General features: G+C 67.2%; 18 protein-coding genes. 15 read left to right on the plus strand and 3 right to left on the minus strand.

Annotated elements, in window-relative coordinates:
- The first annotated feature begins 3 nt into the window (after nucleotides 1–3).
- From FBY21_RS06515 to FBY21_RS06560, 10 genes are all read left to right on the plus strand, one after another.
- The gene (locus FBY21_RS06515; protein ID WP_142009639.1) at nucleotides 4–1152 is read left to right on the plus strand and encodes a PilZ domain-containing protein; all 1149 of its coding nucleotides are present in this window, start codon (nucleotides 4–6) and stop codon (nucleotides 1150–1152) included.
- A gap of 42 nt (nucleotides 1153–1194) precedes the next feature.
- Nucleotides 1195–2616, plus strand: coding sequence for a tetratricopeptide repeat protein (locus FBY21_RS06520; protein ID WP_253543664.1), 1422 nt, complete (start codon nucleotides 1195–1197; stop codon nucleotides 2614–2616).
- On the plus strand, nucleotides 2613–4067 hold the full coding sequence (locus FBY21_RS06525) for an ion channel protein AlgE (RefSeq protein ID WP_142009643.1): 1455 nt from the start codon (nucleotides 2613–2615) through the stop codon (nucleotides 4065–4067). The genes FBY21_RS06520 and FBY21_RS06525 overlap by 4 nt, the downstream gene beginning before the upstream one ends.
- 11 nt (nucleotides 4068–4078) lie before the next feature.
- The gene (locus FBY21_RS06530) at nucleotides 4079–5506 is read left to right on the plus strand and encodes an MBOAT family O-acyltransferase (protein WP_044404767.1); all 1428 of its coding nucleotides are present in this window, start codon (nucleotides 4079–4081) and stop codon (nucleotides 5504–5506) included.
- An 11-nt stretch (nucleotides 5507–5517) separates the two neighbouring features.
- Nucleotides 5518–6624 carry an alginate O-acetyltransferase AlgX-related protein gene (locus FBY21_RS06535; RefSeq protein WP_142009645.1) on the plus strand — a complete coding sequence of 369 codons (1107 nt, stop codon included), beginning with the start codon at nucleotides 5518–5520 and terminating at the stop codon, nucleotides 6622–6624.
- Nucleotides 6625–6646: 22 nt separating this feature from the next.
- On the plus strand, nucleotides 6647–7294 hold the full coding sequence (locus tag FBY21_RS06540) for an alginate O-acetyltransferase AlgF (RefSeq protein WP_142009647.1): 648 nt from the start codon (nucleotides 6647–6649) through the stop codon (nucleotides 7292–7294).
- Between the two features lie 69 nt (nucleotides 7295–7363).
- Nucleotides 7364–8755, plus strand: a complete 1392-nt coding sequence (locus tag FBY21_RS06545; RefSeq protein WP_142009649.1) for an alginate O-acetyltransferase AlgX-related protein — start codon at nucleotides 7364–7366, stop codon at nucleotides 8753–8755.
- Complete coding sequence (locus tag FBY21_RS06550) at nucleotides 8752–9861, plus strand: polysaccharide lyase (RefSeq protein WP_253543665.1); 1110 nt, start codon at nucleotides 8752–8754, stop codon at nucleotides 9859–9861. The genes FBY21_RS06545 and FBY21_RS06550 overlap by 4 nt, the downstream gene beginning before the upstream one ends.
- Before the next feature lie 14 nt (nucleotides 9862–9875).
- Entirely contained in the window at nucleotides 9876–11387 is a 1512-nt protein-coding gene (locus tag FBY21_RS06555) for a right-handed parallel beta-helix repeat-containing protein (protein WP_142009653.1), read from the plus strand.
- 640 nt (nucleotides 11388–12027) lie between these two features.
- Entirely contained in the window at nucleotides 12028–13455 is a 1428-nt protein-coding gene (locus tag FBY21_RS06560) for a mannose-1-phosphate guanylyltransferase/mannose-6-phosphate isomerase (RefSeq protein ID WP_142009656.1), read from the plus strand.
- A 312-nt stretch (nucleotides 13456–13767) separates the two neighbouring features.
- Here the strand turns inward: FBY21_RS06560 and FBY21_RS06565 are convergent, their stop codons facing one another.
- Nucleotides 13768–14430, minus strand: a complete 663-nt coding sequence (locus tag FBY21_RS06565) for a class I SAM-dependent methyltransferase (protein WP_142009658.1) — start codon at nucleotides 14428–14430, stop codon at nucleotides 13768–13770.
- A gap of 336 nt (nucleotides 14431–14766) precedes the next feature.
- On the opposite strand from FBY21_RS06565, the gene FBY21_RS06570 reads away from it, so the two are divergent.
- Both FBY21_RS06570 and tam read left to right on the plus strand, forming a co-directional pair.
- Complete coding sequence (locus FBY21_RS06570) at nucleotides 14767–15414, plus strand: phosphatase PAP2 family protein (protein WP_253543871.1); 648 nt, start codon at nucleotides 14767–14769, stop codon at nucleotides 15412–15414.
- A gap of 48 nt (nucleotides 15415–15462) precedes the next feature.
- Nucleotides 15463–16233 carry a trans-aconitate 2-methyltransferase gene (tam, locus tag FBY21_RS06575; RefSeq protein ID WP_142009662.1) on the plus strand — a complete coding sequence of 257 codons (771 nt, stop codon included), beginning with the start codon at nucleotides 15463–15465 and terminating at the stop codon, nucleotides 16231–16233.
- Here the strand turns inward: tam and FBY21_RS06580 are convergent, their stop codons facing one another.
- Complete coding sequence (locus FBY21_RS06580) at nucleotides 16234–16596, minus strand: DUF3509 domain-containing protein (protein ID WP_044404789.1); 363 nt, start codon at nucleotides 16594–16596, stop codon at nucleotides 16234–16236. It abuts the gene before it with no gap.
- 174 nt (nucleotides 16597–16770) lie between these two features.
- Nucleotides 16771–18657: a diguanylate cyclase gene (locus FBY21_RS06585; protein WP_142009664.1), complete on the minus strand. Its 1887-nt coding sequence runs from the start codon at nucleotides 18655–18657 to the stop codon at nucleotides 16771–16773.
- Between the two features lie 250 nt (nucleotides 18658–18907).
- Between FBY21_RS06585 and FBY21_RS06590 the strand changes: the two genes are divergently transcribed.
- The 3 genes from FBY21_RS06590 to FBY21_RS06600 all read left to right on the plus strand — a co-directional run bounded on the left by FBY21_RS06590 (nucleotide 18908) and on the right by FBY21_RS06600 (nucleotide 23255).
- On the plus strand, nucleotides 18908–20614 hold the full coding sequence (locus FBY21_RS06590; RefSeq protein ID WP_142009666.1) for an amidase: 1707 nt from the start codon (nucleotides 18908–18910) through the stop codon (nucleotides 20612–20614).
- 538 nt (nucleotides 20615–21152) lie between these two features.
- Nucleotides 21153–22181, plus strand: coding sequence for an alpha/beta hydrolase (locus FBY21_RS06595; protein WP_142009668.1), 1029 nt, complete (start codon nucleotides 21153–21155; stop codon nucleotides 22179–22181).
- A 24-nt stretch (nucleotides 22182–22205) separates the two neighbouring features.
- A complete protein-coding gene (locus FBY21_RS06600; RefSeq protein WP_142009671.1) occupies nucleotides 22206–23255 on the plus strand; it encodes an NAD(P)-dependent alcohol dehydrogenase in 1050 nt (349 codons plus the stop codon).
- Nucleotides 23256–23291 lie beyond the last annotated feature (36 nt).

Raw genomic sequence — 23291 nt, forward strand, 5'->3', positions numbered from 1 at the left:
GCCATGAGCAGCACGACCCTCATACCCGACAACGTCATCCATGAAGCCATCGACGAGCGCCAGCACGTGCGCACCCGCATTCCCGCCAAGGTCATCCTCAGCGGCGGCGGCCTCACCGGCCTGGAATGCGACATCCAGGACATCTCCCTCGGCGGCATCGGCCTCATCCATGCCCAGCCGCTCAAGCTCGGCACCCTGATGAACGCCTCCATCAAGCTGCGCCTGGCCAAGCTGGACCTGAACATCGACGCCAAGCTGAAGATCGTCTCCCAGCGCGGCAACGAGGTCGGCGCGCAGTTCGTCGAGCTGGACGCGCAGAAGCGCGACATCCTGCGCTACATCATCTCGTCCTACATGTCCGGCGAGATCGCCGACATCAACGGGCTGTTCAACGTCATGCAGCGCGAGAACTACATCAAGGAGCGCAAGCAGAAACACGCCCTCGCCCGCACCCCGCTGGACCGCCTCAAGGCCGCCGCCGGCACCCTCGCCTTCAGCCTCATCGGCCTCGCCGCCCTGGGCATCGTCAGCTACAAGGCCTACCTGCTGTTCTTCCGCATCCCCGCCGCGCAGGCCACCGTGAGCGCCGACGCCTACGTGCTCACCATGCCGGAGAACGGCTACGTCAAGTACCTGCTCAAGCCCGGCCAGCGTTCGGTCACCACCGGCGAGCCGCTGGCCAGCATCTCCACCCAGCTGGCCACCAGCTTCACCAGCCCGGCGGACATGGCCGCCCTCTCCAACCTCGCTCCCGGTGATGTCCAGGCCCTGCTCAACCGCGCCACCGTGGAGACCCTGATCAACAGCCCCTGCGACTGCGACCTGTACTTCCCCAGCCGCCGCCTGGACGGCTTCAACTACAAGCAGGCCCCCCTGGTGCACCTGCTGCCGAAGGACGAAGACCTCGTGGTGCGCGCCAGCGTGCCCTTCGCCAAGCTGCCCGACATGAACCGGGTGCGCGCAGTGGACATGAGCGTGTACGGCAGCGACCAGGTGATCGCCGGGGAGATCGTCGCCTCCAGCGTCGATGCCCAGACCCAGAGCGTGGTGCTGACCCTCAAGCCCGAGCAGCCCCTGCCCCGCGAGGCCTACCAGCAGCCGGTGGCGGTGGACTTCTACCTCGGCCTGCCGTTGCTCGGCGCCACCCGCTGAGGCCAGACGATGAAGGGGAAATCCACAGTCCTTGTCGCAGCGATGCTGCTGGGCTGCGCCGGTCCGGCCGGCGCCGTCCAGAGCCTCGAGCAGATCCGCTACGCCCTCTACAAGGATCCGAATGCCGACGTCATCGCCGACCTGCGCAGCCTCGCCGAGCGCGGCGACCTGGCGTCCAAGCTGCTGCTGGGGGACCGCCTCGCCGCCGGTGATGCCGCCAACGGCGAAGAAGCCCTCGCGCTGTACAAGGAGGCCTTCGCCGAGGGCCGTGGCGAGGTGCTCGCGCTGTCTTCGCTGAGCCGCCTGCTGGAGCGCAACCCGCGCATGCGCAAGGCCAATGCCGGCTACGTGCGCGAGGCGCTGGGCCGGTTCCCCCATGCCCGCGACCCGCGCACCCTGGATGCCGCCCTGGAGGTCTTCCTGGTCTTCCCCGAGTACTTCCAGGCGCCCCGCGTGGCCGAACTGATCGGCCTCTACGAGTCGTCCTGCCTGGAGTTCTGCCGGCCCCAGCTGTACAAGGCCGTGCTCGCCGAACGCCAGGGCCGCCGCGACGACGCCGAGCGCGGGTACCGCGCTGCGGTGTTCGTCGACACCCGCGCCGTGCTGCGCTACTACGACTTCCTCGGCGACGCGCAGGACACCGCCTTCCCCGCCTTCGCCAAGACGCTGTTCGAGCACAAGGACCGCCTGCCCGTGGAAGCGGTGCACCGCATCGGCACCCTGCTGGACAGCATCTACTCCACCCAGAGCGGCCTCATCGCCATCGAGAACCGTGCCCTGCGGGAAGCCGACGCAGGCCTGGAAGGCGATGCCAAGACCGAGGCCAGCGCCGCCGACAAGGCCCGCGCGGAAGCCCAGGCCAAGCTGCTGGCGCAGACCAATGCCGAAGTCCGCGCCTGGCTGGACAACGCCATCGAGCGCAACTGGGTGCCGGCCATGGTGAGCAAGGTCAACAACATGACCTCCTCCCCCCAGGACTTCACCGCCGACGAAGCCTTCGCCCTGATCGAGCGCATTGCCCGCACCGACCCGCTACGGGCCAAGGCCCTCAAGGCCTCGGTGCTGATGGTCACCAACTGGCTGACCCTCGACCCGGAGAAGGCCCATGGGCTGATCCAGGAACTGCTCGACGCCAACTACCCCGAAGCCCAGCTGCTGCTGGGGGACCTCTACAGCCGAGGCGGCCTCGACGAGCCGGACCTGGACAAGGCCCTGGCGATCTTCCACCAGCAGGCGCTCAACGGCTCGCCCTCGGCCTACTACCGCATCGCCAGCCTCTACAACTTCGGCCGCGCCATCTGCCACGACAAGGTCAAGGCCCACGCCTACGCCGAGGCTGCCAAGGGCCTGGGCGAGTTCCGCGCCAACGGCCTGCTGAAGCGCCTGGAAAAGGAAATGAGCAGCGACGAGCTGCAGCGGGCCACCCTCGCCCGTGACGCGATCTACAAGGAGTACCGCCTGTGAACGAGTGGAAGGCACTGCTGTGCATCGGTGCCGTGACGGTCAGCGGCGCGGTCGCGGCCGCCGAAGAGGACGCCTTCGGCCCGGCCGCGACGCCCGCCGAGCCGGCTGCGCTGTCACTGGACACCCTGCCCCCGGTGACCTCGGAGTTCTTCAACAAGCTCACCCTGCAGGGCGGCTACGGCCCCGAGGACTCGGTGCTGGGCGCCGACCGCAAGGGCTTCTACAGCCTGCGCTACGAGCCGAGCTACCACTGGTACTCCCCGGAGAAACGCTGGGCCAGGTGGGAGGTCTTCGGCCGCGCCTGGATCAACTACGACTCCAGCCAGTCCGCCACGCCGCTGCAGGACGACAACTTACAGCAGGGCACCCGCAACGAACGCCCGGAGCACTTCTACAGCGAACTGCGCGAACTCTATGTGCGCCGCAATCTGCTGGGGGACGACCCGCGCTTCTCCTTCTCCGCCGGGCGGCAGCGCTTCTACGACACCTACGGCATCTGGTGGGACGACAGCATCGAATCGCTGCGCTTCGATTACCGCGATGCCTTCACCCATGGCTTCGTCGCCGTGGCGCAGAAGTTCTGGAACTACAACACCGACGTCAACAGCCTCGACCCCACCGAGGAGAATACGCGCTACGCCATGGGCGAGTACGCCTGGCGCTGGAGCGAGCGCAACTGGGTCGGCGCACGCGTGCTCCACGAGGACGACCGGAGCAACGCCGACCCCGACGACGCCCAGGACTTCACCGGCACCCGCGCCGGGCTGTTCTTCAGCGGCGACGACCTGCGCGTCAGCCCGCTGTTCAGCGACTACCACCTGGAAGCGGTGCACCTCCGGGGGCGCACCCGCACCACCGATGCCGACGGCGTCAGCGAGCGGGGTGACAGCCGCGGCTGGCTGATGCTGGGCGAGGTCGGCAAGCGCTTCCACGACGCGCCCTGGGAACCCCGGATCGCCCTGCGCGCGGGCCTGACCGACGCCCCGGACAACGAGGCCGACGGCTTCCGCCTTAACCGCATCCAGTCCGACCGCATCGTCAACCCGTCCAGCTACAGCACCCGCCTGGTCAGCTCCTTCGTGGCCCTGAACATGCGCAACCTGAAGTACTACGGCGTGGCCCTGGAAACCCGGCCCACGGCCCGCAGCTCGCTGGACATCCGCCTGAGCGACCTCTACCTGCGCGATGCCGACGGCGACCTGCCGGTGCGCGTCGACCAGCAGCAGGCCCGCGACCGCCGCCAGGCGATCCGCGCCGGGCGCGGCAACGGCCAGCGCGACGTCGGCCAGGTGCTGGACCTGAACTACTACTGGAAGATGTTCCCGCTCGCCTACGAGGGCAAGCACCTCGACCTGAACGCGCTGGTCAGCGCCAGCTACCTCCGGGCCGGCGACGCCCTGGAGAGCGGCGACGACTTCCAGATCTCCTTCGGCCTCGTCATGCGCTACTGAGGGAGCATCCGATGATCTTCGCCTCCAACGTCTTCCTGTTCCTCTACCTGCCGGTCTTCCTGCTGGTGTACTTCCTCGCCCGGCCGGCGTGGCGCTCCAGCGTCATCGTCGCCGCCAGCTACCTGTTCTATGCCTGGTGGCGGCCGGACTTCCTGCTGCTGTTCGTCGGCATCACCTACTGGAACTTCTGGTTCGGCCTGCGCATCAGGCAACAGCAGGAGGCCGGCAACCGCCAGGCTGCCAGCCGCCTGCTGTGGCTGGGGGTGATCGGCAACCTCGCCACCCTCGGCTACTTCAAGTACGCCAACTTCGGTGCCGAGGTGCTGGCGGCGCTGCTGGCCCCGCTGGGCATCAACACCTTCACCCTGGAGCACATCCTGCTGCCGCTGGGCATCTCCTTCTATGTGTTCCATGCCCTGAGCTACATCATCGACATCTACCGCAAGGACGCCGAGCCGACGCGCAACTTCATCGACTTCGCCGCCTTCGTCGCCCTTTTCCCGCACCTGGTGGCCGGGCCCATCCTGCGCTACAGCCAGCTGGCACCGCAGCTGCGCCAGCGCACCCACTCCCTGGAGCTGTTCTCCATCGGCGTGGGGCGCTTCATGGTCGGCTTCATCATGAAGGTGCTGATCGCCGACAACCTGGCGCCGGTCAGCGGCCTGTTCATCGCCCAGGGCGAGCTGCAACTGGTGGAGAGCTGGTTCGGCCTGCTGGCGGCCTGCTTCCAGCTCTACTTCGACTTCGCTGGCTACAGCAACATGGCCATCGGCCTGGCGCTGATGATGGGCTTCCGCTTCCCGGAGAACTTCAACCAGCCCTTCGTGGCCCAGAGCGTCACCGAGTTCTGGCAGCGCTGGCACATGACGCTGGCCCACTACCTGCGGGACTACGTGTTCATGCCGCTGGTGCGCAAGCGCGTGGCCGGGCCGATGCCGGCGCTGGTCCTCACCATGCTGCTGTCGGGCCTGTGGCATGGCGCCAGCTTCGCCTTCATCTTCTGGGGGCTGTTCTTCGGCGTGGCCATGGTGATCGAGCGCCAGTTGGGCATCGCCACCAAGATCACTACGCCTTACCGCTTCTGGCGCAACATGCGCACGGCCGTGCTCATCCTCCTCAGCATGCCGCTGTTCTTCACCAACGACCTGCGCCACAGCCTGGACATCTACGCCGGCCTGCTGGGCCTGAACGGCCTCGGCAGCCTCGACCTGTACATCCTCGGCACCTCGCGCATGGCCATGGCCTTCAACCTGGTGGCGCTGGCCTGGCTGGTGCTGGCCGGCCGCAACAACGTTCGCTACTACGCCGGACTGAAGGACGGCTACGTCATGCAGCACTTCGGCGGCGTCCAGGCCCTGATGCTCTGGAGCGGCTTCTTCGTCGCCCTCAGCAGCCTGGCGGCGAACTCCTTCTCGCCCTTCCTGTATTTCCAGTTCTAGGAGCGGACCCGATGAAATTCCCCGTGATCACGTCGGCCAGCCTGTGGAATGGACTGCTGTTCATCGCCCTGCTGGGCGGCATGTTCCTCTACTCCCTGCCGGCCGTGTTCGGCTTCGGCAAGACCCAGACCGACACCTGGTCGCTGTTCGTGGACGGCAAGCTGCTGCGCAAGTTCGAGCAGTTCTACGACAAGCGTTTCTTCCTCCGCGAGCCGTCCGTGCAGGCCTGGGCGGACATCCGCTTCATGCTCTTCGGCGAAGCCACCAGCGGCGTGGTACTCGGCCGCGACGGCTGGCTCTTCACCAACCAGGAATACCTGGTGACCCGCGACCTGCCCGCCAACCTGCAGCAGCAGGTGCAGGCCATCGTCCAGGTACGCGACCGCCTGGCGGCGCACGGCAAGAAGCTGGTGCTGCTGCCCGTGCCGATGAAGCTGGACATCTACGCCGCCCGCGCCAGCGTGCAACCCGACCTGCGCGCGGTGGCGCTGTACGACCGCTTCGTCGAACAGCTGAGAGCCGAAGGCGTCGACGTCACCCCGGTGCGCCACGCCTTTCTCGCCGCGCGGGACGGCCAGGCCCTGTTCCTGCCCAACGACACCCACTGGAGCCCCGAAGGCGCACGCCTCGCAGCGGCCACCTTCGCCCGGGGCAACCCCGCCCTGGTCGGCACCACGGCCTACCGCTCGCAGCAGGTGGGCAGCAAGCCGCACAAGGGTGACCTGATGAACTACGTGCAGTTCGACACCGGCCTGGCCGCCACGGATTTCGCCCCGGTCGACCTGCCCCTGTTCGAGACCCTCAAGGCCGAGCAGACGGTCAGCGATGCGGCGCTGTTCGACGACGAAGGCAGCCCGCTGCTGCTGGTGGGCACCAGCTACAGCAAGATCGACGACTGGAACTTCGTCGGTTTCATGAAGGAGTACCTGCACAGCGACCTGGTGACCCTGGCCCAGGAAGCCCGTGGTCCCTTCCAGGCCATGGAGCTGCTGCTGCAAGGGCCGCAACTGGCCGACCCCGGCCTCGACACGGTGATCTGGGAATTCCCGGTGCGCACCGTGCTCGCCCAGAACATGGTTGCCGCGCGCACCCGCGCCGAGCAGCCCAGCCACTTCTGATTCGACGACCAAGGAGACCCTCATGCGAATCACACCCCGTCTGCTGAGCGCACTGGCGCTGCTGCTGGCCATCCACCTGCCGGCCCAGGCCGCCAAGGATGCCAATGCCGACCTTTACGACGCCGTCGCCCCGGCCGACTCCGCCTTCGTGCGGGTGCTCAATCTCTCCGACAAGGGCATCGACGTGACCCTGAGCGGCAAGGTCAACCCGCAGAAGGTGCCGGCCGGGCAGATCGGCGGCTACCGCTTCGTGCCCCAGGGCAAGCACCGCATCGCCACCGGCACCCTGGCCGTCGAGCCCGAGCTGAAGGCCAACACCGCCACCACCCTGCTCTACACCGGCAGCGAGCTGATCGTCATCGCCGACGCCTTCGTCAACGAGCCGAAGAAAGCCCAAGTGGCCTTCTACAACCTCACCGGCCAGCACGTGGCGCTGAAAACCCGCGACGGCAAGCACGACATCGTCCAGGCACTGGGCAAGAACCAGACCGGCAGCCGCATGGTGAACGAGATCAAGATCGGCTTCGCCGCTTACGCCGGCGAACAGAGCCTGGCGCAGTTCGACGAACTCTTCCTGAAGAAGGGCCGCTCCTACAGCTACGTGCTGCTGCCCCAGGCCGGCGGCTACCGCACCCTCAGCCTGGCCAACAGCGTCGACCCCACCGAGTGATGCGACGACAGGGATCGGCGCCCGTTCCCACGGGCGCCCACCTCAACAACGGATGAACCCGCCTCGACCATGAAGAAGACCTTGCAGCACGGATTGGCCCTGTTCCTGGCCCTCGCCAGCCTCCCGGCGCTCGCTGCCGAGGCGCCCACCTGCGGCGACCTGGAATGCCTGCTCTGCCCCGGCCTGACCGATCCCCAGCAGTACGCCGAAGGCAACATGAAGCTCATGCGCGAGATCGCGCCGGGCAAGGACCGCTGGCTGTTCCGCTCCGTGGTCGACCTGACCAACGACTTCGGCATCCCCACCGCCATGGAGCCCGAGTTCGCCCGACTGATGCGCACCTTCAAGGCCCAGGGCACCGACGTGGTCATCGCCATCCAGCCCACCCGCGGGCTGATGCACCGGGACAAGATCCGCCCCGACCGCGCCTACGGCTTCGACTACGCCAAGGCCAGCGCCAGCCTGCGCCACTTCGCGGGGCAGCTGCGGGCCGGCGGCGCCATCGTGCCGGACGTCATGCAACTGGTGGAGCACCCGCCGCAGAAGGAATACTTCTTCCGCCGTGACCACCACTGGACCCCGGCCGGGGCCGAGGCCACTGCCCGCCTGGTGGCCGACGAAATCCGCCGGCACCCGCTGTACGCCGGCCTGGCGAAGAAGCACTACCAGACCGAGCCCGGCGTGATGGTGCCCAAGGACGGCACCATGAACCTGGCGCTCTCGCGCATCTGCGGCAACAACTACGGCTTCCAGTACGTGCGCGGCTTCCAGACCATCCCGGTCAGCGACGATGCCGATGCCCTGTTCGACGACGCCCCGGACCCGGAAGTGGTGCTGGTCGGTACCTCCAACTCGGCCGCACGGGAGGACGAAAGCAAGCAGTTCAACTTCGACGGTTTCCTCAAGCAGTACCTCGACGTGGACATCCTCAACTACGCCCTCCCCGGCGCCGGCCAGGACGGCGCGCTGCTGGAATACCTGCAATCGGACAGCTACTCGGCGGACAAGCCGCCCAGGCTCATCGTCTGGGAGCTGCCGGCCAACTACCGCCTGCAAGACCCGCTCAGCTACCGCCAGCTGATTCCCGCCATCAAGGGTGGCTGCCGCGCCGAGCCCCTGGCCCGCAACACGCTGAAAACCGGCGTATTGAAGGTCAACCAGCGCATCGAACTGCTCAGCAATGCCGGCGACCAGCGCCGCGACCTGAGCGATCTGGATGGCTTCCTCGACATCCGCATCAGCGACCGCAACCTCAAGGACTTCTACGTGATCGTCTATTACGACAATGGCGCCCGGGACAAGGTGTGGTTCCGCCGCGAGGCCGTGGTCACCGGTGGCCACTACTACCTGGAACTCAGCCGGGCCGAAGCGTTCAAGGGCGCGAACCTGCTTTCGGTGTTCATGGAGCCCACCGTGGACATCGCCCAGTCGACCCAGGTGGATATACAGCTATGTCGATGAGCCGCCACTTGCTCTGCGCCCTCGCCCTGCTGCTGGTGCTGCCCATGAGCCCGGCGCAGGCGGTCAACTCACTCTGGGCCAACCAGGCAACGCCCCAGGCCGCCATGGTGGGTGACTATCGCAACCTGGGCTGCCCCTACCCCGCGCCCGAACCCTATACGGGCGCCTTGCAGTTCGAGAGCAAGTACGACCAGAGCGACGTCACCAAATCGCGCCTGAGCGCCACGCCCGACGTGCAGGCCAAGAAGGTCCAGGCCCAGGTGAAGGGCTACATCGGCGGGCTGATCCGCGCTTCCAAGGAGTTCCAGCGGGCGAAGCGCCCCGAGCGGGCCAACCAGGCCCTCGCCTGCCTCGACACCTGGCTCGGCCGCTGGGCCCACGCCCGCGCGCTGGAAAACCCCGACGCCAGCAAGACCGGCATCGCCGCACGCAAGTGGGCGCTGGCTGCCATCGGCTCCACCCTGCTCAAGGTGCGTGCCCTCAGTGACGGCCGCTATGAGCTGGACAGCGAGCAGAAGGCCTGGCTGGAGCGCCTGGCGGAACGGGTGATCGCCGAGTACCAGCCTCGTCACGTTCCGGACTTCCCCTACTTCAACAACCATGACTACTGGGCCGGCTGGGCCGTGGCCTCGGTGGGGATGCTGGTGGAGCGCGAAGACTTCATCGCCTGGGCCGACTACAGCCTGCGGCGGGGCCTCGCCCAGGCCCAGCGGAGCACGAGCGGCGACTACGCCTACCTGCCCCTGGAAGTGGCCCGCGGCAAGCTCGCCAGCACCTACACCCAGTACGCCCTGGTCCCGCTGGTGCTGCTGGTGGAGAGCGCCGAAGCCAACGGCCGGCCCCTCAGCGGCGACGAGCGCCAGACGCTGTGGCTGCTGGTCAGCTTCGCCGCCCGCAGCCAGCTCGAACCCGAGAAGCTGCCGGAGCTGCAGGCACACGACCAGGACGAGGTCGCGCCCTACAAGCTCGCCTGGCTGATCCCCTACCTGCACCGCTACCCCGGCCACCCCTGGGCCCGGCGGCTCTACGACGAGATGGGCGGCGACGTGGACAACTACAGCCAGATCGGCGGCCCCATCAAGCCGATGTACCCGACCCAGGATTGAAAGAAGGACCGCACATGCGCCAGGTCATATTCCGCTCCGGCTGCCGCCTGCTCGCAGGCCTGTTGCCCCTGCTGCTGGGCCTTGATGCCCAGGCGGCCAGCTACCAGCCGCCCCATCCGGCCCTCAGCCTGCTGACGTGGGATGGCCAGCAGGCCGAGCTCCAGCACGCCCGTGACGCCATCGCCCAGGCGACCCTCCCGCCCCTGGAAACGGCCGTGCCCGCAGGCCGCGCGCACGCCAGCCTGGAGACGATGTTCTCCTCCCAGCAGGGCAGCTGGTACTTCGAGCCCTTCGCCAGGAACGGCCTGTTCCGCGCCATCGCCGGCTACCAGGCCCACCACCCGCAAGCGGTGGTGATCAGCGGCGGCAGCCTGACCCTGGAACAGCTCTCCAGCGCACTCAACGACCCCCGCGTGCTGAAGCGGCACAAGGACGGCTACCTGCTCAGCTACCCGCTGGTGATCGCCCCCGGCGCAGCCCTGCGGGTCGAAGGCAGCACGCTGTACCTGTACACCCCCTCCGGCACCGCGCTGATCAACCGAGGGCTGCTGCAGCTCAAGGGCGCCACCCTCTCCAGCTGGAAAGGCGAATCGACAGGCGACACCCAGGACCCGTATCGCCCCTTCGTGATGGCCTGGGCCGGCAGCACCCTGCACATCGAGGACTCACACCTGGAGCGGCTCGGCTACAACGCCAACTTCACCCGGGGCATCACCACGGCCCTGAGCCCCCAGCAGCCCGCCTCCACAGCACCGGCACGGGTGCTGGTGCGCAACAGCACCTTCAACGACCTGTCCACCGCCCTGGAGCTGCAGCACGCCCGCGCGCGGGTACAGGGGTCGCGCTTCAGCGACCAGCAGCAGTACGCGGTGGACCTGAAAGACAGCCAGGTCGAAGTCCTGGGCAACCGCATCGACGGCGTGCAGAACAACAGCGGCCTGCGCGCACGCGGCCAGGTCAGCGGCCTGATCGCCGACAACAGCGTGCTGAACACCGCCAAGGCCGGCATCGAAGTGGTGGAGCAGCAAGGTGCCCTGGGCATCCGCCGCAACCTGCTGGGCGCCTCCCGCGGCACCGGCATCCTGCTGAACCAGCTGGCACCCAGCGAACCCCGGCCGCTGCTGCTGGAGGGCAACCTGATCGGCAACACCCAAGGCAGCGGCATCGACGCCAATAATGTCGGCGGCGCGCTGTTCCTGGTGGGCAACCAGATCGGCAACAGCCCCGAATACGCCATCAGCCTGCGCAACCCCCAACGCCTGCCCGGCCGCCTGGTACTCACCGGCAACACCCTGGGGGGCATCGGCAAGGCCATGGTGCGGGTAGAAGGGCTGGAGCAGATCGTGCTCGGCGGCAACCGTTTCCAGGGCAACCCGGTGTTGCAGAGCGCCTTCATCGGCGACCTGCTGCCGGTGCAGAGCCAGGTACTGGAAAGCACCGTGCGCCACCCCTGCCTGCTGCGCGTGGACACCGGAGCCAGCGCTCCGGCTGCCGGACGGGTGGTGGATGAGGGATGCGGAGGCTGAGCGGCGCACCGAGTAGCCGGGCGGGGATGTGAAGACAAGATCGTTCAAACCCCGCTGTACCTTGGCATTGGGACATGCAGCACTCGCCACTCGCCGCAGTGCCGACTGATTGAACGGCTGTCGGTTAGCAAGAAAGGCAGCCTGAATCGCCCGAGATCTCGTATTGATCGTCGATGTCTGGCTCATCTGCATGGGTCAAATCGTCAAGATCTTTGGCGTGACAGGCGTTTCTGCCAAAAAACAACAAACTCAACAGCTCCCGCTACTACTTGCGTCCGAGTTTCAAGTTAGTCGACTCCTGCCTTCCTCAAGACATCCACACCCTGACCTACCGAGCAGACTTCTCGGATATCGAGTACCAGTTGCCAGGATCAGTTATGCGCAGGAGCTAGGCCCAGTTCGAGCGTGCGTTTATCCGTGGTTACGAGGAGTACAGTAGGCATGCTCGGCTAAGTGCTGACCTCCCCCAGCAGAGCAAGAAATGCATCTGCTGCTAGTAAAACCCGCTACAGCGATGTATATCGCCGTTGCTGTAAAGTTGCGACTGACAGCCGCAAGGTAGTTACGAAACCTGCCGTCGCCATGAATACGAAGTTCGATCGCCCTTAGAAATACCCCTTGATCGTCCAGGAGGGACGGCATGATTCCGCTCATCTTGTCCGGTGGCAGTGGCTCACGCCTCTGGCCGCTTTCGCGCAAGCAGTACCCGAAACAATTCCTCGCCTTGGCTGGCGAGAACACACTGTTTCAGCAGACCGTCGAACGTCTTGCACTCGAAGGGCTAGAACTGCCGATGGTGGTCTGCAACGAGGCCCATCGCTTTATCGTGACCGACCAGTTGGCACGCATTTGCAAAAAGGCCCAGTCCATACTGCTGGAGCCATTTGGCCGCAACACCGCGCCTGCTGTGGCAATCGCCGCCCTCAAACTGCTCGAAGCAGGGCGCGACGAATTGCTCCTGGTGCTGCCTGCTGACCATGTCATAGACGATGTCCAGACCTTCCACGAGTCTCTGGGGCGCGCCCACGCTGCTGCCGATCTTGGCGCCCTGGTGCTCTTCGGGGTGCCGGCGACACGACCGGAGACAGGCTACGGCTACATCCACACCAGCGACCACGACGCCTCCCTCCCAGACGGCGTGCTTCCCGTGGACGACTTCATCGAGAAGCCCGACCTGGCCACTGCCCGTCACTTCATGGAACAGGGCAGCTACTACTGGAACAGCGGAATTTTCCTGTTCCGGGCCAGTCGCTACTTGGAGGAACTCCAGCGTCACGAGCCAAGCATCTATAAAACCTGCCAGGTCGCCCTAGCACGCAGCGAGCAGGACCTTGAGTTCATCCGCATAGACCCACTCAGCTTCGAACAGTGCCCGGACACCTCCATCGACTACGCCGTAATGGAACGAACCGACTCCGCCTGCGTTGTGCCCCTGGATACCGGCTGGAACGACGTCGGCTCCTGGTCGTCCCTGTGGGACGTCCAGCCCAAAGACGCCACCGGTAACGTGGCGCGTGGCAATGTGGTCCTGCAAAACACCCGCAACAGCCTGGTTCACAGCGAAAACAAACTGGTCGCCCTGGTAGGGCTGGAAGACGTGGTGGTGGTGGAAACCAAGGACGCCGTTATGGTCGCCCACAAGGACCATGTACAGGAGATCAGGCAATTGGTCGGACGCCTGGTAGATGAGTCCCGCCCTGAGGCAGATAACCACAGCCGAGTACACAGGCCCTGGGGTTCCTATGACCGCATCGACGAGGGAGCCGGCTTTCAGGTCAAACACATCACCGTAAAGCCGGGGGCAAGCCTGTCGCTGCAGAGGCACCGCCACCGAGCAGAGCACTGGATCGTGGTGTCCGGCATTGCGCTCGTCACTTGTGATGACAAGCAGCTCTTGCTCAGCGAAAACCAGTCCACCTACATTCCAGTGGCCTCCGTCCATCGCCTGACCAACCCCGGAGAGCTCCCCCTCGAATTGATCGAGGTGCAATCCGGCAGCTACCTGGGCGAAGACGACATCGAGCGCCTGGATGATGTGTATGGACGGATACCTTCACTGATGGACTGAGTACAGATAAGCCATGCCCGCTCCCCAGAAAGCTTGAATACGGCACCAGCGGGCGCGCGTGCGAATGGACGCAGCGCTGAAAAAATGGGTCTTGCAAGATAGGCGTTTCAGACACTGATCCTGCGGATTAGCTGCTCAAACTGTCGGTTCGCGCTGGTAGCCCTGGCCATCGGAGATGGGGGCCCGGAATACTTGGGCCCAGCTCACCAAAACCTCATATTCGTCATCGGAGCCAACACCCCGGCTGCCGGACGGGTAATAGATGAGGACTGCATGGGCTGAGCGACGCAGTCGACCTATGAGACAGCCAGCTCACTCCACCTTGCGCAAGGTATACACCCGCCACATCGCCCAGCCCGGCAGGACGTCCTGGTGGCCGATGATCTCGAAGCCGGCCTGGCGGAACTCGGCCTCGACCTCGTTGCGGCGTGCGACGTGTCGGTCGCGGTCGCCACGGCCCAGCCGGCGGCGGCGCCAGGCGCGGTAGTTGCCGTCCACCCAGAGCGAGAGGATCAGCGTGTCACGGGTGACCCGGTGGAATTCCCGCAGCATGGCCAGGCGCTGGCCGGGCTCGCCGAGCCGGTTCATCAGGCGCATGCAGAAGATGCAGTCGACGGCGTTCTCGCCCAGGTCGATGTTGAAGGCGGAGGTCTGCAGCAGGCGGATGCGCTGCAGCACGTTCGCCGGCTGTTCGTGAAGGGCCACGTCCAGGCGGCGCGCGGATTCGTCGGCGCCGATGACGATGCGGTTGGCCCAGCCCACCAGTACCGGCCAGAAGCGGCCGCTGCCACAGGGCAGGTCGAGCACCAGGCAGGGTTCCCCGGCCAGGCGCAGCGCGCGGCGCGCCACCTGGTCCTCGCGCCAGTTGGCCAGCCGCCGCCAGAGGCTCGGCCGGGGCGCAGCCGCGTCCAGCGACGCGGGCACGAAAGCCGGCTCCAGGGTGCTGCCCGATTGGGCCCGACGGGGGTCAGTCATGCCATCCACTCCCAGTGAAAGGGAGGCCCAGACTAGGGGCGCATCAATCAACCGGGTGTCAAAACCGCGTGAAAAAAACATCAATCGCCGTGCGGTTTTTCACAGCGGCATCGACGCTGTGTTTTTCACGCAAAAATGACACGCCCACACTTAAGGTCGGCGCCCATGCCCACCTGCACGTCCGGCAGGGAGGGCCTGACCGTATAAGGACCGACCATGAACCACACCCCCGACGCCACCTTCCCTACCGAACTGGAGGCCGATACCCCGCCCCGCGCGACGGTCGTCTCGCGGCCGTTCAACTTCCGCCTGTGGGCGGTGCTGCCCCTGGTCTGCATGGCCGTCTTGCTGGTGTTCGACCCGACGCGCCTGGACTTCGCCATCGCCAACGCCTTCTACGACCCGGCCACCGGCTTCGTCGGCGGGCACAGCTACTTCCTCGAAACCATCCTGCATGACCGGGTCAAGCAGGCCGTGATCGTGATGGCGGTGTTCGCCCTGGTGGGCTTCGTCGCCAGCCTGGTGTTCAAGCGCATGGCCGGCTGGCGCCGCTCGCTGGGCTACCTGGTGCTGGCGCTGGGACTGTCCACCGCCATCGTCACGCCGCTCAAGGCGCTGACCGAGGTGCATTGCCCGTGGGATCTCACGGCCTTCGGTGGCGAGGAGGTCTACACCCCGCTGCTGTCCCAGCGTGCGCCCACCGACCACCCCGGGCGTTGCTGGCCGGGCGGACACGCCTCCAGCGGCTTTGCCTTGCTGGCGCTGTTCTTCTTCCTGCGGGACCGCCGCCCACGGCTGGCCCGTGCGGCCCTGATGGGCGCGCTGGTGCTGGGGTCGGTGCTGTCCCTGGGACGCATGATGCAGGGCGCGCACTTTCTCTCGCACAACGTCTGGACGCTGCTGTTCGACTGGATGATCTGCCTGGTCACCTACCGCCTGGTGCTCTACCGCCCGGCAGCATCTGAGCCACCCTCGCTGGTGTGAACAGACGGCTGCGAGGATGATGGGCGCTTCCCGTCGGAGGAGCCCGCCATGACCTGGTCCGCCCAGCAGTACCGCAAGTTCGAAGACGAACGCACCCGCCCGGCCATCGAGCTGCTGGCGCGGGTGCCGCTGAACGACGTACGCACCGCCATCGACCTCGGCTGCGGCCCCGGCAACTCCACTCAGCTGCTGGTGGAGCGTTACCCGCACGCAGCCATCAGCGGGCTGGACAGCTCACCCGACATGCTCGCCGCCGCTCGCCAGCGCCTGCCGGGTGTGACCTTCCTCGAAGGCGATATCGCCCAGTGGACCGCCCAGGTGGCACCGGATCTGATTTTCGCCAACGCCTCCCTGCAATGGCTGCCGGACCATGGCACCCAGCTGCCGCGTCTGCTGGCGCAACTGGCACCCGGCGGCTGCCTGGCGGTGCAGATGCCCGACAACCTCGACGAGGACTCCCACCGCCTGATGCGCGAAGTGGCTGCCAGCGGCCCCTGGGCGGACGCCCTGCGCGAGGCGGCCGGCGCCCGGGAGGCGCGCCATGCGCCGAAGTGGTACTACCGCCTGCTGACCCAGGCCGGCGCCCGCGTCGACCTGTGGCGCACCACCTACTACCACCCGCTGGCGGGCGGCCCGGGGGCCATCATCGAGTGGCTCCGCGCCACCGGGCTGCGCCCCTTCCTGGCACCGCTGGACGATGCCGACCAGCAGGCCTTCCTGGCGGCCTACCAGGCCGAACTGGCTGAGGCCTACCCGACCTTGGACGACGGCAGCGTGCTGCTGCCGTTCCCGCGCCTGTTCCTGGTGGCCCAGCGCTGATCAACGCACCGCGTCGGCCAGGGCCTGGCCCGGGCGGCGCACGGCGCGGCGGGCGAACAGGGTCTTGGCGGCGGTGAAGTGGATGGGGTCACCGGTGAAGGTGGGCAGCTCGGCACGCACCCACTGGTTGCCCTCGCCCTTCCAGCTCACCTCCCCGGCGGCCAGCTTCAGGTCGCGAGTCAGTTCACGGATGACACGGCGCACGCGCTGCTCACAGAACACCACGTCTCCGTCGATGGCCTTGCGCAGGGGCTCTGCGTCACCGTGCTTGAGGCACAGCAGCAACATGCCGTCGGGCCGGGGGGTGATGGCGATCTCGTAGCCGGGGAATGCCTGGAAGAGTTCCTGGATGGCGATGCTCATGGGGAGGCTCCTTGGGTTCGGTGTCCTCCCTTGGGTGCAGACCTCATGCCACACCGCCCCCGTGGCGGGTCCCCAGGCAAATCAGCCACTTGCGTGCGCTCGACATCACCCTGCCATTTGCAGGATGCAAGGGTGGCCCCTCCGGCGCAGGGTGTTCTGCAATGCCGAAAGCCGTCAGCCGTCGACCACCACCTGGTTGCGACCGCCTCGCTTCGCCTCGTAGAGCGCGGCGTCGGCACGCTGCAACAACACCTCGGGGAGCTGGCCGGGCTGCGGCACCATCGCGGCCACACCGATGCTCAGGGTGACGCGGCCCAGGGGAGAGCGCTCATGGGGCAGGTGCAGCGCCTCCATCGCCTCGGCCACGCGGCGTGCCAGGCCCAGCGCCCCTTCGACGCCGCTGTTCTGGGCGAGGAAGACGAACTCCTCGCCGCCGTAGCGCGCCATCAGGTCGCTGGAACGGCACAGCGTGGCGCTCAGGGCCTGGGCCACCTGGCGCAGGCAGGCGTCGCCGGCCGGGTGGCCGTAGTGGTCGTTGTAGGGCTTGAACCAGTCCACATCCATCACTGCCAGGGCCAGCGGCTCCCCGTTGCGCTGCGCATGGCTCCAGGCCTGGCTCAGCATCACGTCGAAGTGCCGCCGGTTGGCGATGCCGGTCAGGCCATCGGTGAGGCTGAGGGTCTTCAGTCGACGATTGAGCACCTGCAGCTCGTCGGTACGTTCGGCCACCCGTTGCTCCAGCAACCGTTCCGACTGCTGCAGGTTCTCCACCAATTGCTGCTGGGCGCGCAGCAGCTCGTCCTTCACCCGGGCCTTTTCGCGGCGCATGACGTTGTAGCGATCGGCCAGGGCGAAGGCCAGCAGCATCATCTCCATCGCCGAGCCGAGCTGGATGCCGTCCACGGTGAAGACGTTGGTGGGCAGCAGGCCGATGGCCCGCAGGATGGTGGTGGTACCCCCGGCGATGAGCAGGGCGAAGGCACCGATGAAGAAGTACGCGGTGCGCTGGCGCCTGAAGGCACAGGCCACGGCCACACCGACGATCAGCAAGGCCGTGGCCAGGTTCAGCAGCACCGCCGCGCGGGCGAACACCGGCAGCGCCATCCAGTACAGCGCCGGGGTCAGCAGGTACAGCCCCACCAGCGCCAGCATCAGCCGGTCGGTACGCGGCAGGCTTTCACGGGTCTGCAGCATGCGCCGGGTGAACAGCAGCATGCCCACCAGGGCGAGGGACACGCCGGAGTAATAGGCCTCGTTGGAATTCAGCAGCAAGGCGTCCCAGGGCGATTCCGGTGCCAGGCCGTTCTTGCTGGCCAAGCCCAGCATCATCAGGCCGACGTAGATGACGTAGAACAGGTAGGTACGGTCGCGCAGCACGGCGAACAGCAGCAGGTTGAAAAGGATCATCGCGGTGGCGATGCCGAAGTACCACGCCTGGATCGCGTAGTCCTCGCGCTCGGCAACATGGAAGGCCGCCTCGTCCCAGAGCTTGAGCGGCACCAGCAGGCCGATCTTGGACGCCACCCGCAGGTACACCACCTGGGTCTCGCCAGGTGCCAGCAGCAGCGGGAAGACGAAGTTGCGATTGGGGTAGAGGCGGGTGTCGAACGGTCGGTCGCTGCCGGTGAGCACCGCGCGATAGCCCCCCTGGCCGTCCGGCAGGAAGGCGTCGACCTGGGACACGCGCGGGTTGTCCACCACCAGCATCCGGCGCAGCGGCACGTCGCCCGGATTGTGCAGCGCCACCCGCAGCCAGAACGCCGAACGGGTGAAGCCCAGCGCCAGGGCGTTGGCCGGCGCTCTCCCACCCTCGAAACGCTCGGCCAGCGGCGGACTGCGCACATCGTCCAGGCCGTAGCGGGCCTGCGGGTCCTCCAGCAGGCCCAGGGCGTCGGTCAGCGACAGCGGTTGCTCGCTCATCGCCGCGGCATCCACCACCTCCTCCGCCCGAGCCGGCGCGGTTGCCAGCACCAGGGCCATGAGCAGGCACACCCAGAGACCGAAGATGCTGGGCAGGGAAAGCGTGTTCAGGAAGGCAGGTGCAGGATACGGCCGATTCATGCGGCGTTCTTTTCTGACAAGGCGGGGGAAGTCTACAAGAGGAAAAACCGCCTCGCCAAAACTCGCTGGCGGACGCGAACAGGCCACCCACATGCGAAAACGCGACCAGGAGATTCCGCCCGACGCCGCCAGATGCTAAATAGGTCGCCTCGACTCGCCCGGCCAACGGCCCGGGAGGCATCGAGCCCCGGGCCCTGCCCGCCGAATTCCGAACCACGCGTGCCACGCGGCACCTGCCAGCGGTGACCCCATGATCGAAGTAACCGAAGTTTCCATTGCCGACCTGTGCGCTGCGCTGGAGTCGGGCCGGACCACCGCCGTCGAGCTGGTGAAGGCCTACCTCGCCCGCATCGACGCCTACGACGGCCCGAACACCGCCACCGCCCTCAATGCCGTGGTGGTGCGCAACCCCGAGGCCCTCGCCGAAGCCGAGGCCTCCGACGCCCGCCGCGCCCGAGGCGAAACCCTCGGCCCGCTGGATGGCATCCCCTACACCGCCAAGGACAGCTACCTGGTCAAGGGCCTCACCGCCGCCTCCGGCAGCCCCGCCTTCAAGGACCTGGTGGCCTACCGGGACGCCTTCACCATCGAACGCCTGCGCGCCGCCGGCGCCATCTGCCTGGGCAAGACCAACATGCCGCCCATGGCCAACGGCGGCATGCAGCGCGGCGTATACGGCCGTGCCGAAAGCCCCTACAACGCCGGCTACCTCACCGCGCCCTTCGCCTCCGGCTCCTCCAACGGTGCCGGCACCGCCACGGCTGCCAGCTTCGCCGCCTTCGGCCTGGCCGAGGAGACCTGGTCCAGCGGCCGGGGCCCCGCCTCCAACAACGGCCTGTGCGCCTACACCCCGTCCCGCGGGGTGATCTCCATCCGTGGCAACTGGCCGCTGACCCCGACCATGGACGTGGTGGTGCCCTACGCCCGCACCATGGCCGATCTGCTGGACGTGTTAGACGTGATCGTCGCCGAGGACGCCGAGAAGCGCGGCGACCTCTGGCGCCTGCAGCCCTGGGTACCGATCCCCTCGGTGAGCGAAGTCCGCCCCGCCCGCTACCAGGACCTGGCCGTCGGCACCGAAGCCCTGGCCGGCAAGCGTTTCGGCGTGCCGCGCATGTTCATCAACCAGGACCCGGACGCCGGTACCAGCGAGAACCCCGGCATCGGCGGCCCCACCGGCCAGCGCATCCACACCCGTCCCAGCGTCATCGCCCTGTGGGAGCAGGCGCGCCAGGCCCTGGAAGCGGCCGGCGCCGAAGTGGTGGAAGTGGACTTCCCGCTGGTTTCCAACTGCGAGGGCGACCGCCCCGGCGCGCCCACGGTGTTCAACCGCGGCATCGTCTCCAAGGAGTTCCTCCACCACGAGCTGTGGGACCTGACCGCCTGGGCCTTCGACGACTTCCTCCAGGCCAACGGCGATCCGAAGCTCAACCGCCTGAAGGACGTGGATGGCCCGCAGATCTTCCCCCACGAACCCGGCACCCTGCCCAACCGCGAGGGCGACCTGGCGGCGAGCATGGCCGAGTACGTGACCATGGCCGAGCGCGGCATCACCCCCTGGGACCGCATCGAGACCCTGCCCGACGGCCTGCGCGCCCTGGAGTACACCCGCAAGATCGACCTGGAGGACTGGATGCAGGCCCAGGGCCTGGACGCCGTGCTGTTCCCCACCGTGGCCGACGTGGCCCCGGCGGATGCCGACGTCAACCCGGCATCCGCCGACATCGCCTGGAGCAATGGCGTCTGGGTCGCCAACGGCAACCTCGCCATCCGCCACCTGGGCGTACCCACCGTCACCGTGCCCATGGGCGTGATGGCCGACATCGGCATGCCGGTGGGCCTGACCTTCGCCGGCCGCGCCTATGACGACAACGCCCTGCTGCGCTACGCCGCCGCGTTCGAGTCCACCGGCTCGCGCCGGATCGTCCCGCCGCGCACGCCCCCGCTGAAAGGCTGACCCCCCTGCCCCCCGCCACCCGGCGGGGGGCTTGCATTCAGGCTGCGAAAGGCTTCTAACGCCGCAGGGCAGCGTCCTGGGCGAACGCCTCCGGCAGGCACTCCGGCACCACCCGCCCCCGTGGCGCCATCAACGCGATGCGGGCACTGGATGACCATTGCGCAGTTCCCTGGGTCACGGAATGCCTGCAACACCCCCTTCAACCACCCCACCTGCGGGTGCGGCGGCTGGCGGGCGCCATGGCCCAGCCCGACGATGTAGCGCCCGAACTGTCGCCCAACTGCAGTGACCTGGACACCGCCCGCCCCTCGGCGAACGGGTTGCGCGGCTGACCGGGCGATTCAGGGGCAACGCCTGAAACGTGCGGAATTCCCCGAGAACCATGAGCTCGACCGAGGCGCCACGGTTGCGAGGCGCTCCACTGTGACGCACCGGATTATGCAATCTGGTGCATCGCCGCCTGCGCTAAAGCCCCCTTATTGGCCCGGCGCAGGCGCCCTAGAGTCCTGCTCTCCACGGCACCTGCTCGGAGCAGACCATGAAGACCTTCCTCCTGGCCCTCGGCCTCCTGTTCAACTCACTCGTGGCAACGGCAGCAGACATGTCCCATCAGGCAGACAACTTCTACACCAGCGACAAGGTCACCCAGCAACGGGTGACCTTCCTCGACCAGTACCGCATGCGCGTGGTCGGCAACCTGTTCATCCCCCGCGACATCGCGCCCGGCAGCCGCAACGCGGCGTTGATCGTCGGCCACCCCATGGGCGCGGTGAAGGAGCAGAGCGCCAACCTGTACGCCACCAAACTGGCCGAGCAGGGCTTCATCACCCTGGCCATCGACCTGCCTTTCTGGGGCGAGAGCGAAGGCCAGCCGCGCAACGCCGTCTCCCCGGACCTCTACGCCGAAGCCTTCAGTGCCGCCGTGGACTACCTCGGCACCCATGACCGGGTCGACCGCGAGCGCATCGGCGTGCTCGGCATCTGCGGCAGCGGCAGCTTCGCCATCGCCGCCGCCAAGATCGACCCGCGCATGAAGGCCATCGCCACCGTCAGTATGTACGACATGGGTGCGGCGAATCGCCAGGCACTGCACCACTCCCTGACGCTGGAACAGCGCAAGCGCATCCTCGAAGAGGCCGCCCAGCAGCGCTACGTGGAGTACACCGGCGGTGCCACACGCTACACCGGCGGCACGGTCACCCGTCTTGAGCCTGACACCGACCCGATCCAGCGGGAGTTCTTCGACTTCTACCGCACGCCCCGTGGCGCCTTCACGCCTGCCGGGCAGAGCGCGGACCTGACCACTCGCCCCACCCTGACCAGCAACGTGAAGTTCATGAACTTCTATCCGTTCGAAGACATCGAAACCATCTCGCCGCGCGCCCTGCTGTTCATCACCGGCGCGGACGCCCACTCCCGCGAGTTCAGCGAAGACGCCTACCGCCGTGCGGCCGAGCCCAAGGAGCTGGTGGTGATCCCCGGCGCCGGGCATGTGGACCTGTACGACCGTGTGGGGCTGATCCCCTTCGATCGCCTGACCGCGTTCTTCCGCGCCCACCTCAAGTAAGCCCACCTGCTGAAGGAGCCCACCATGACCGTTCACGCCTATGGCGCCCATGCCGGCGACAAGCCGCTCGAACCCATGACCATCCAGCGCCGCGCGCCCGGCGCCCATGACGTGCAGATCGACATCGCCTTCTGTGGCGTCTGCCACTCCGACCTGCACCAGGTCCGCGCCGAGTGGGCCGGCACCCGGTTCCCCTGCGTGCCGGGCCACGAAATCGTCGGCCGCGTCAGCGCCGTAGGCGCCCATGTCACGACACTCGAACCGGGCGACCTGGTGGGTGTGGGCTGCATCGTCGACAGCTGCCAGCACTGCGCCGACTGCGACGCCGGCCTGGAGAACTACTGCGACGGCATGGTCGGCACCTACAACTTCCTCACCCCGGACGCGCCAGGCTGGACCCTGGGTGGCTACTCCGAGCGCATCGTCGTGCACGAACGCTATGTGCTGCGCATCCGCCACCCCGAGGAGCAACTGGCCGCCGTAGCACCGCTGCTGTGCGCCGGCATCACCACCTGGTCGCCGCTGCGCCATTGGCAGGCGGGTCCGGGCAAGAAGGTGGGCATCGTCGGCATCGGCGGCCTGGGCCACATGGGCATCAAGCTGGCCCATGCCCTGGGCGCGCAGGTGGTGGCCTTCACCACCTCCGAGGGCAAGCGCGAAGCCGCCCTCGCCCTGGGCGCCCACGAGGTGGTGGTGTCGCGCAATACCGAGGAGATGGCCGGCCACGCCGGCAGCTTCGACCTGATCGTCAACACCGTGGCGGCGCCCCACGACCTCAACCCCTTCCTGGCCCTGCTCAAGCGCGATGGAACCCTCACCCTGGTGGGCGCACCGGCCAGTCCGCATATCCCGCCGGAGGTGTTCAAGCTCATCTTCAAGCGCCGCAGCATCGCCGGCTCGATGATCGGTGGCATTCCCGAAACCCAGGAGGTGCTCGATTTCTGCGCCGAGCACGGCATCGTCGCTGACATCGAACTGATCCGCGCCGAGCAGATCAACGACGCCTTCGAGCGCATGCTCAAGGGCGAGGTGAAGTACCGCTTCGTCATCGACTCGGCCACCCTTTCCGCCTGACCGCCGACGGGCGCCCACCCCGGGCGCCCCTTGCGC

Source organism: Pseudomonas sp. SLBN-26 (genome assembly GCF_006715895.1).
GTDB classification, from domain to species: domain Bacteria; phylum Pseudomonadota; class Gammaproteobacteria; order Pseudomonadales; family Pseudomonadaceae; genus Metapseudomonas; species Metapseudomonas otitidis.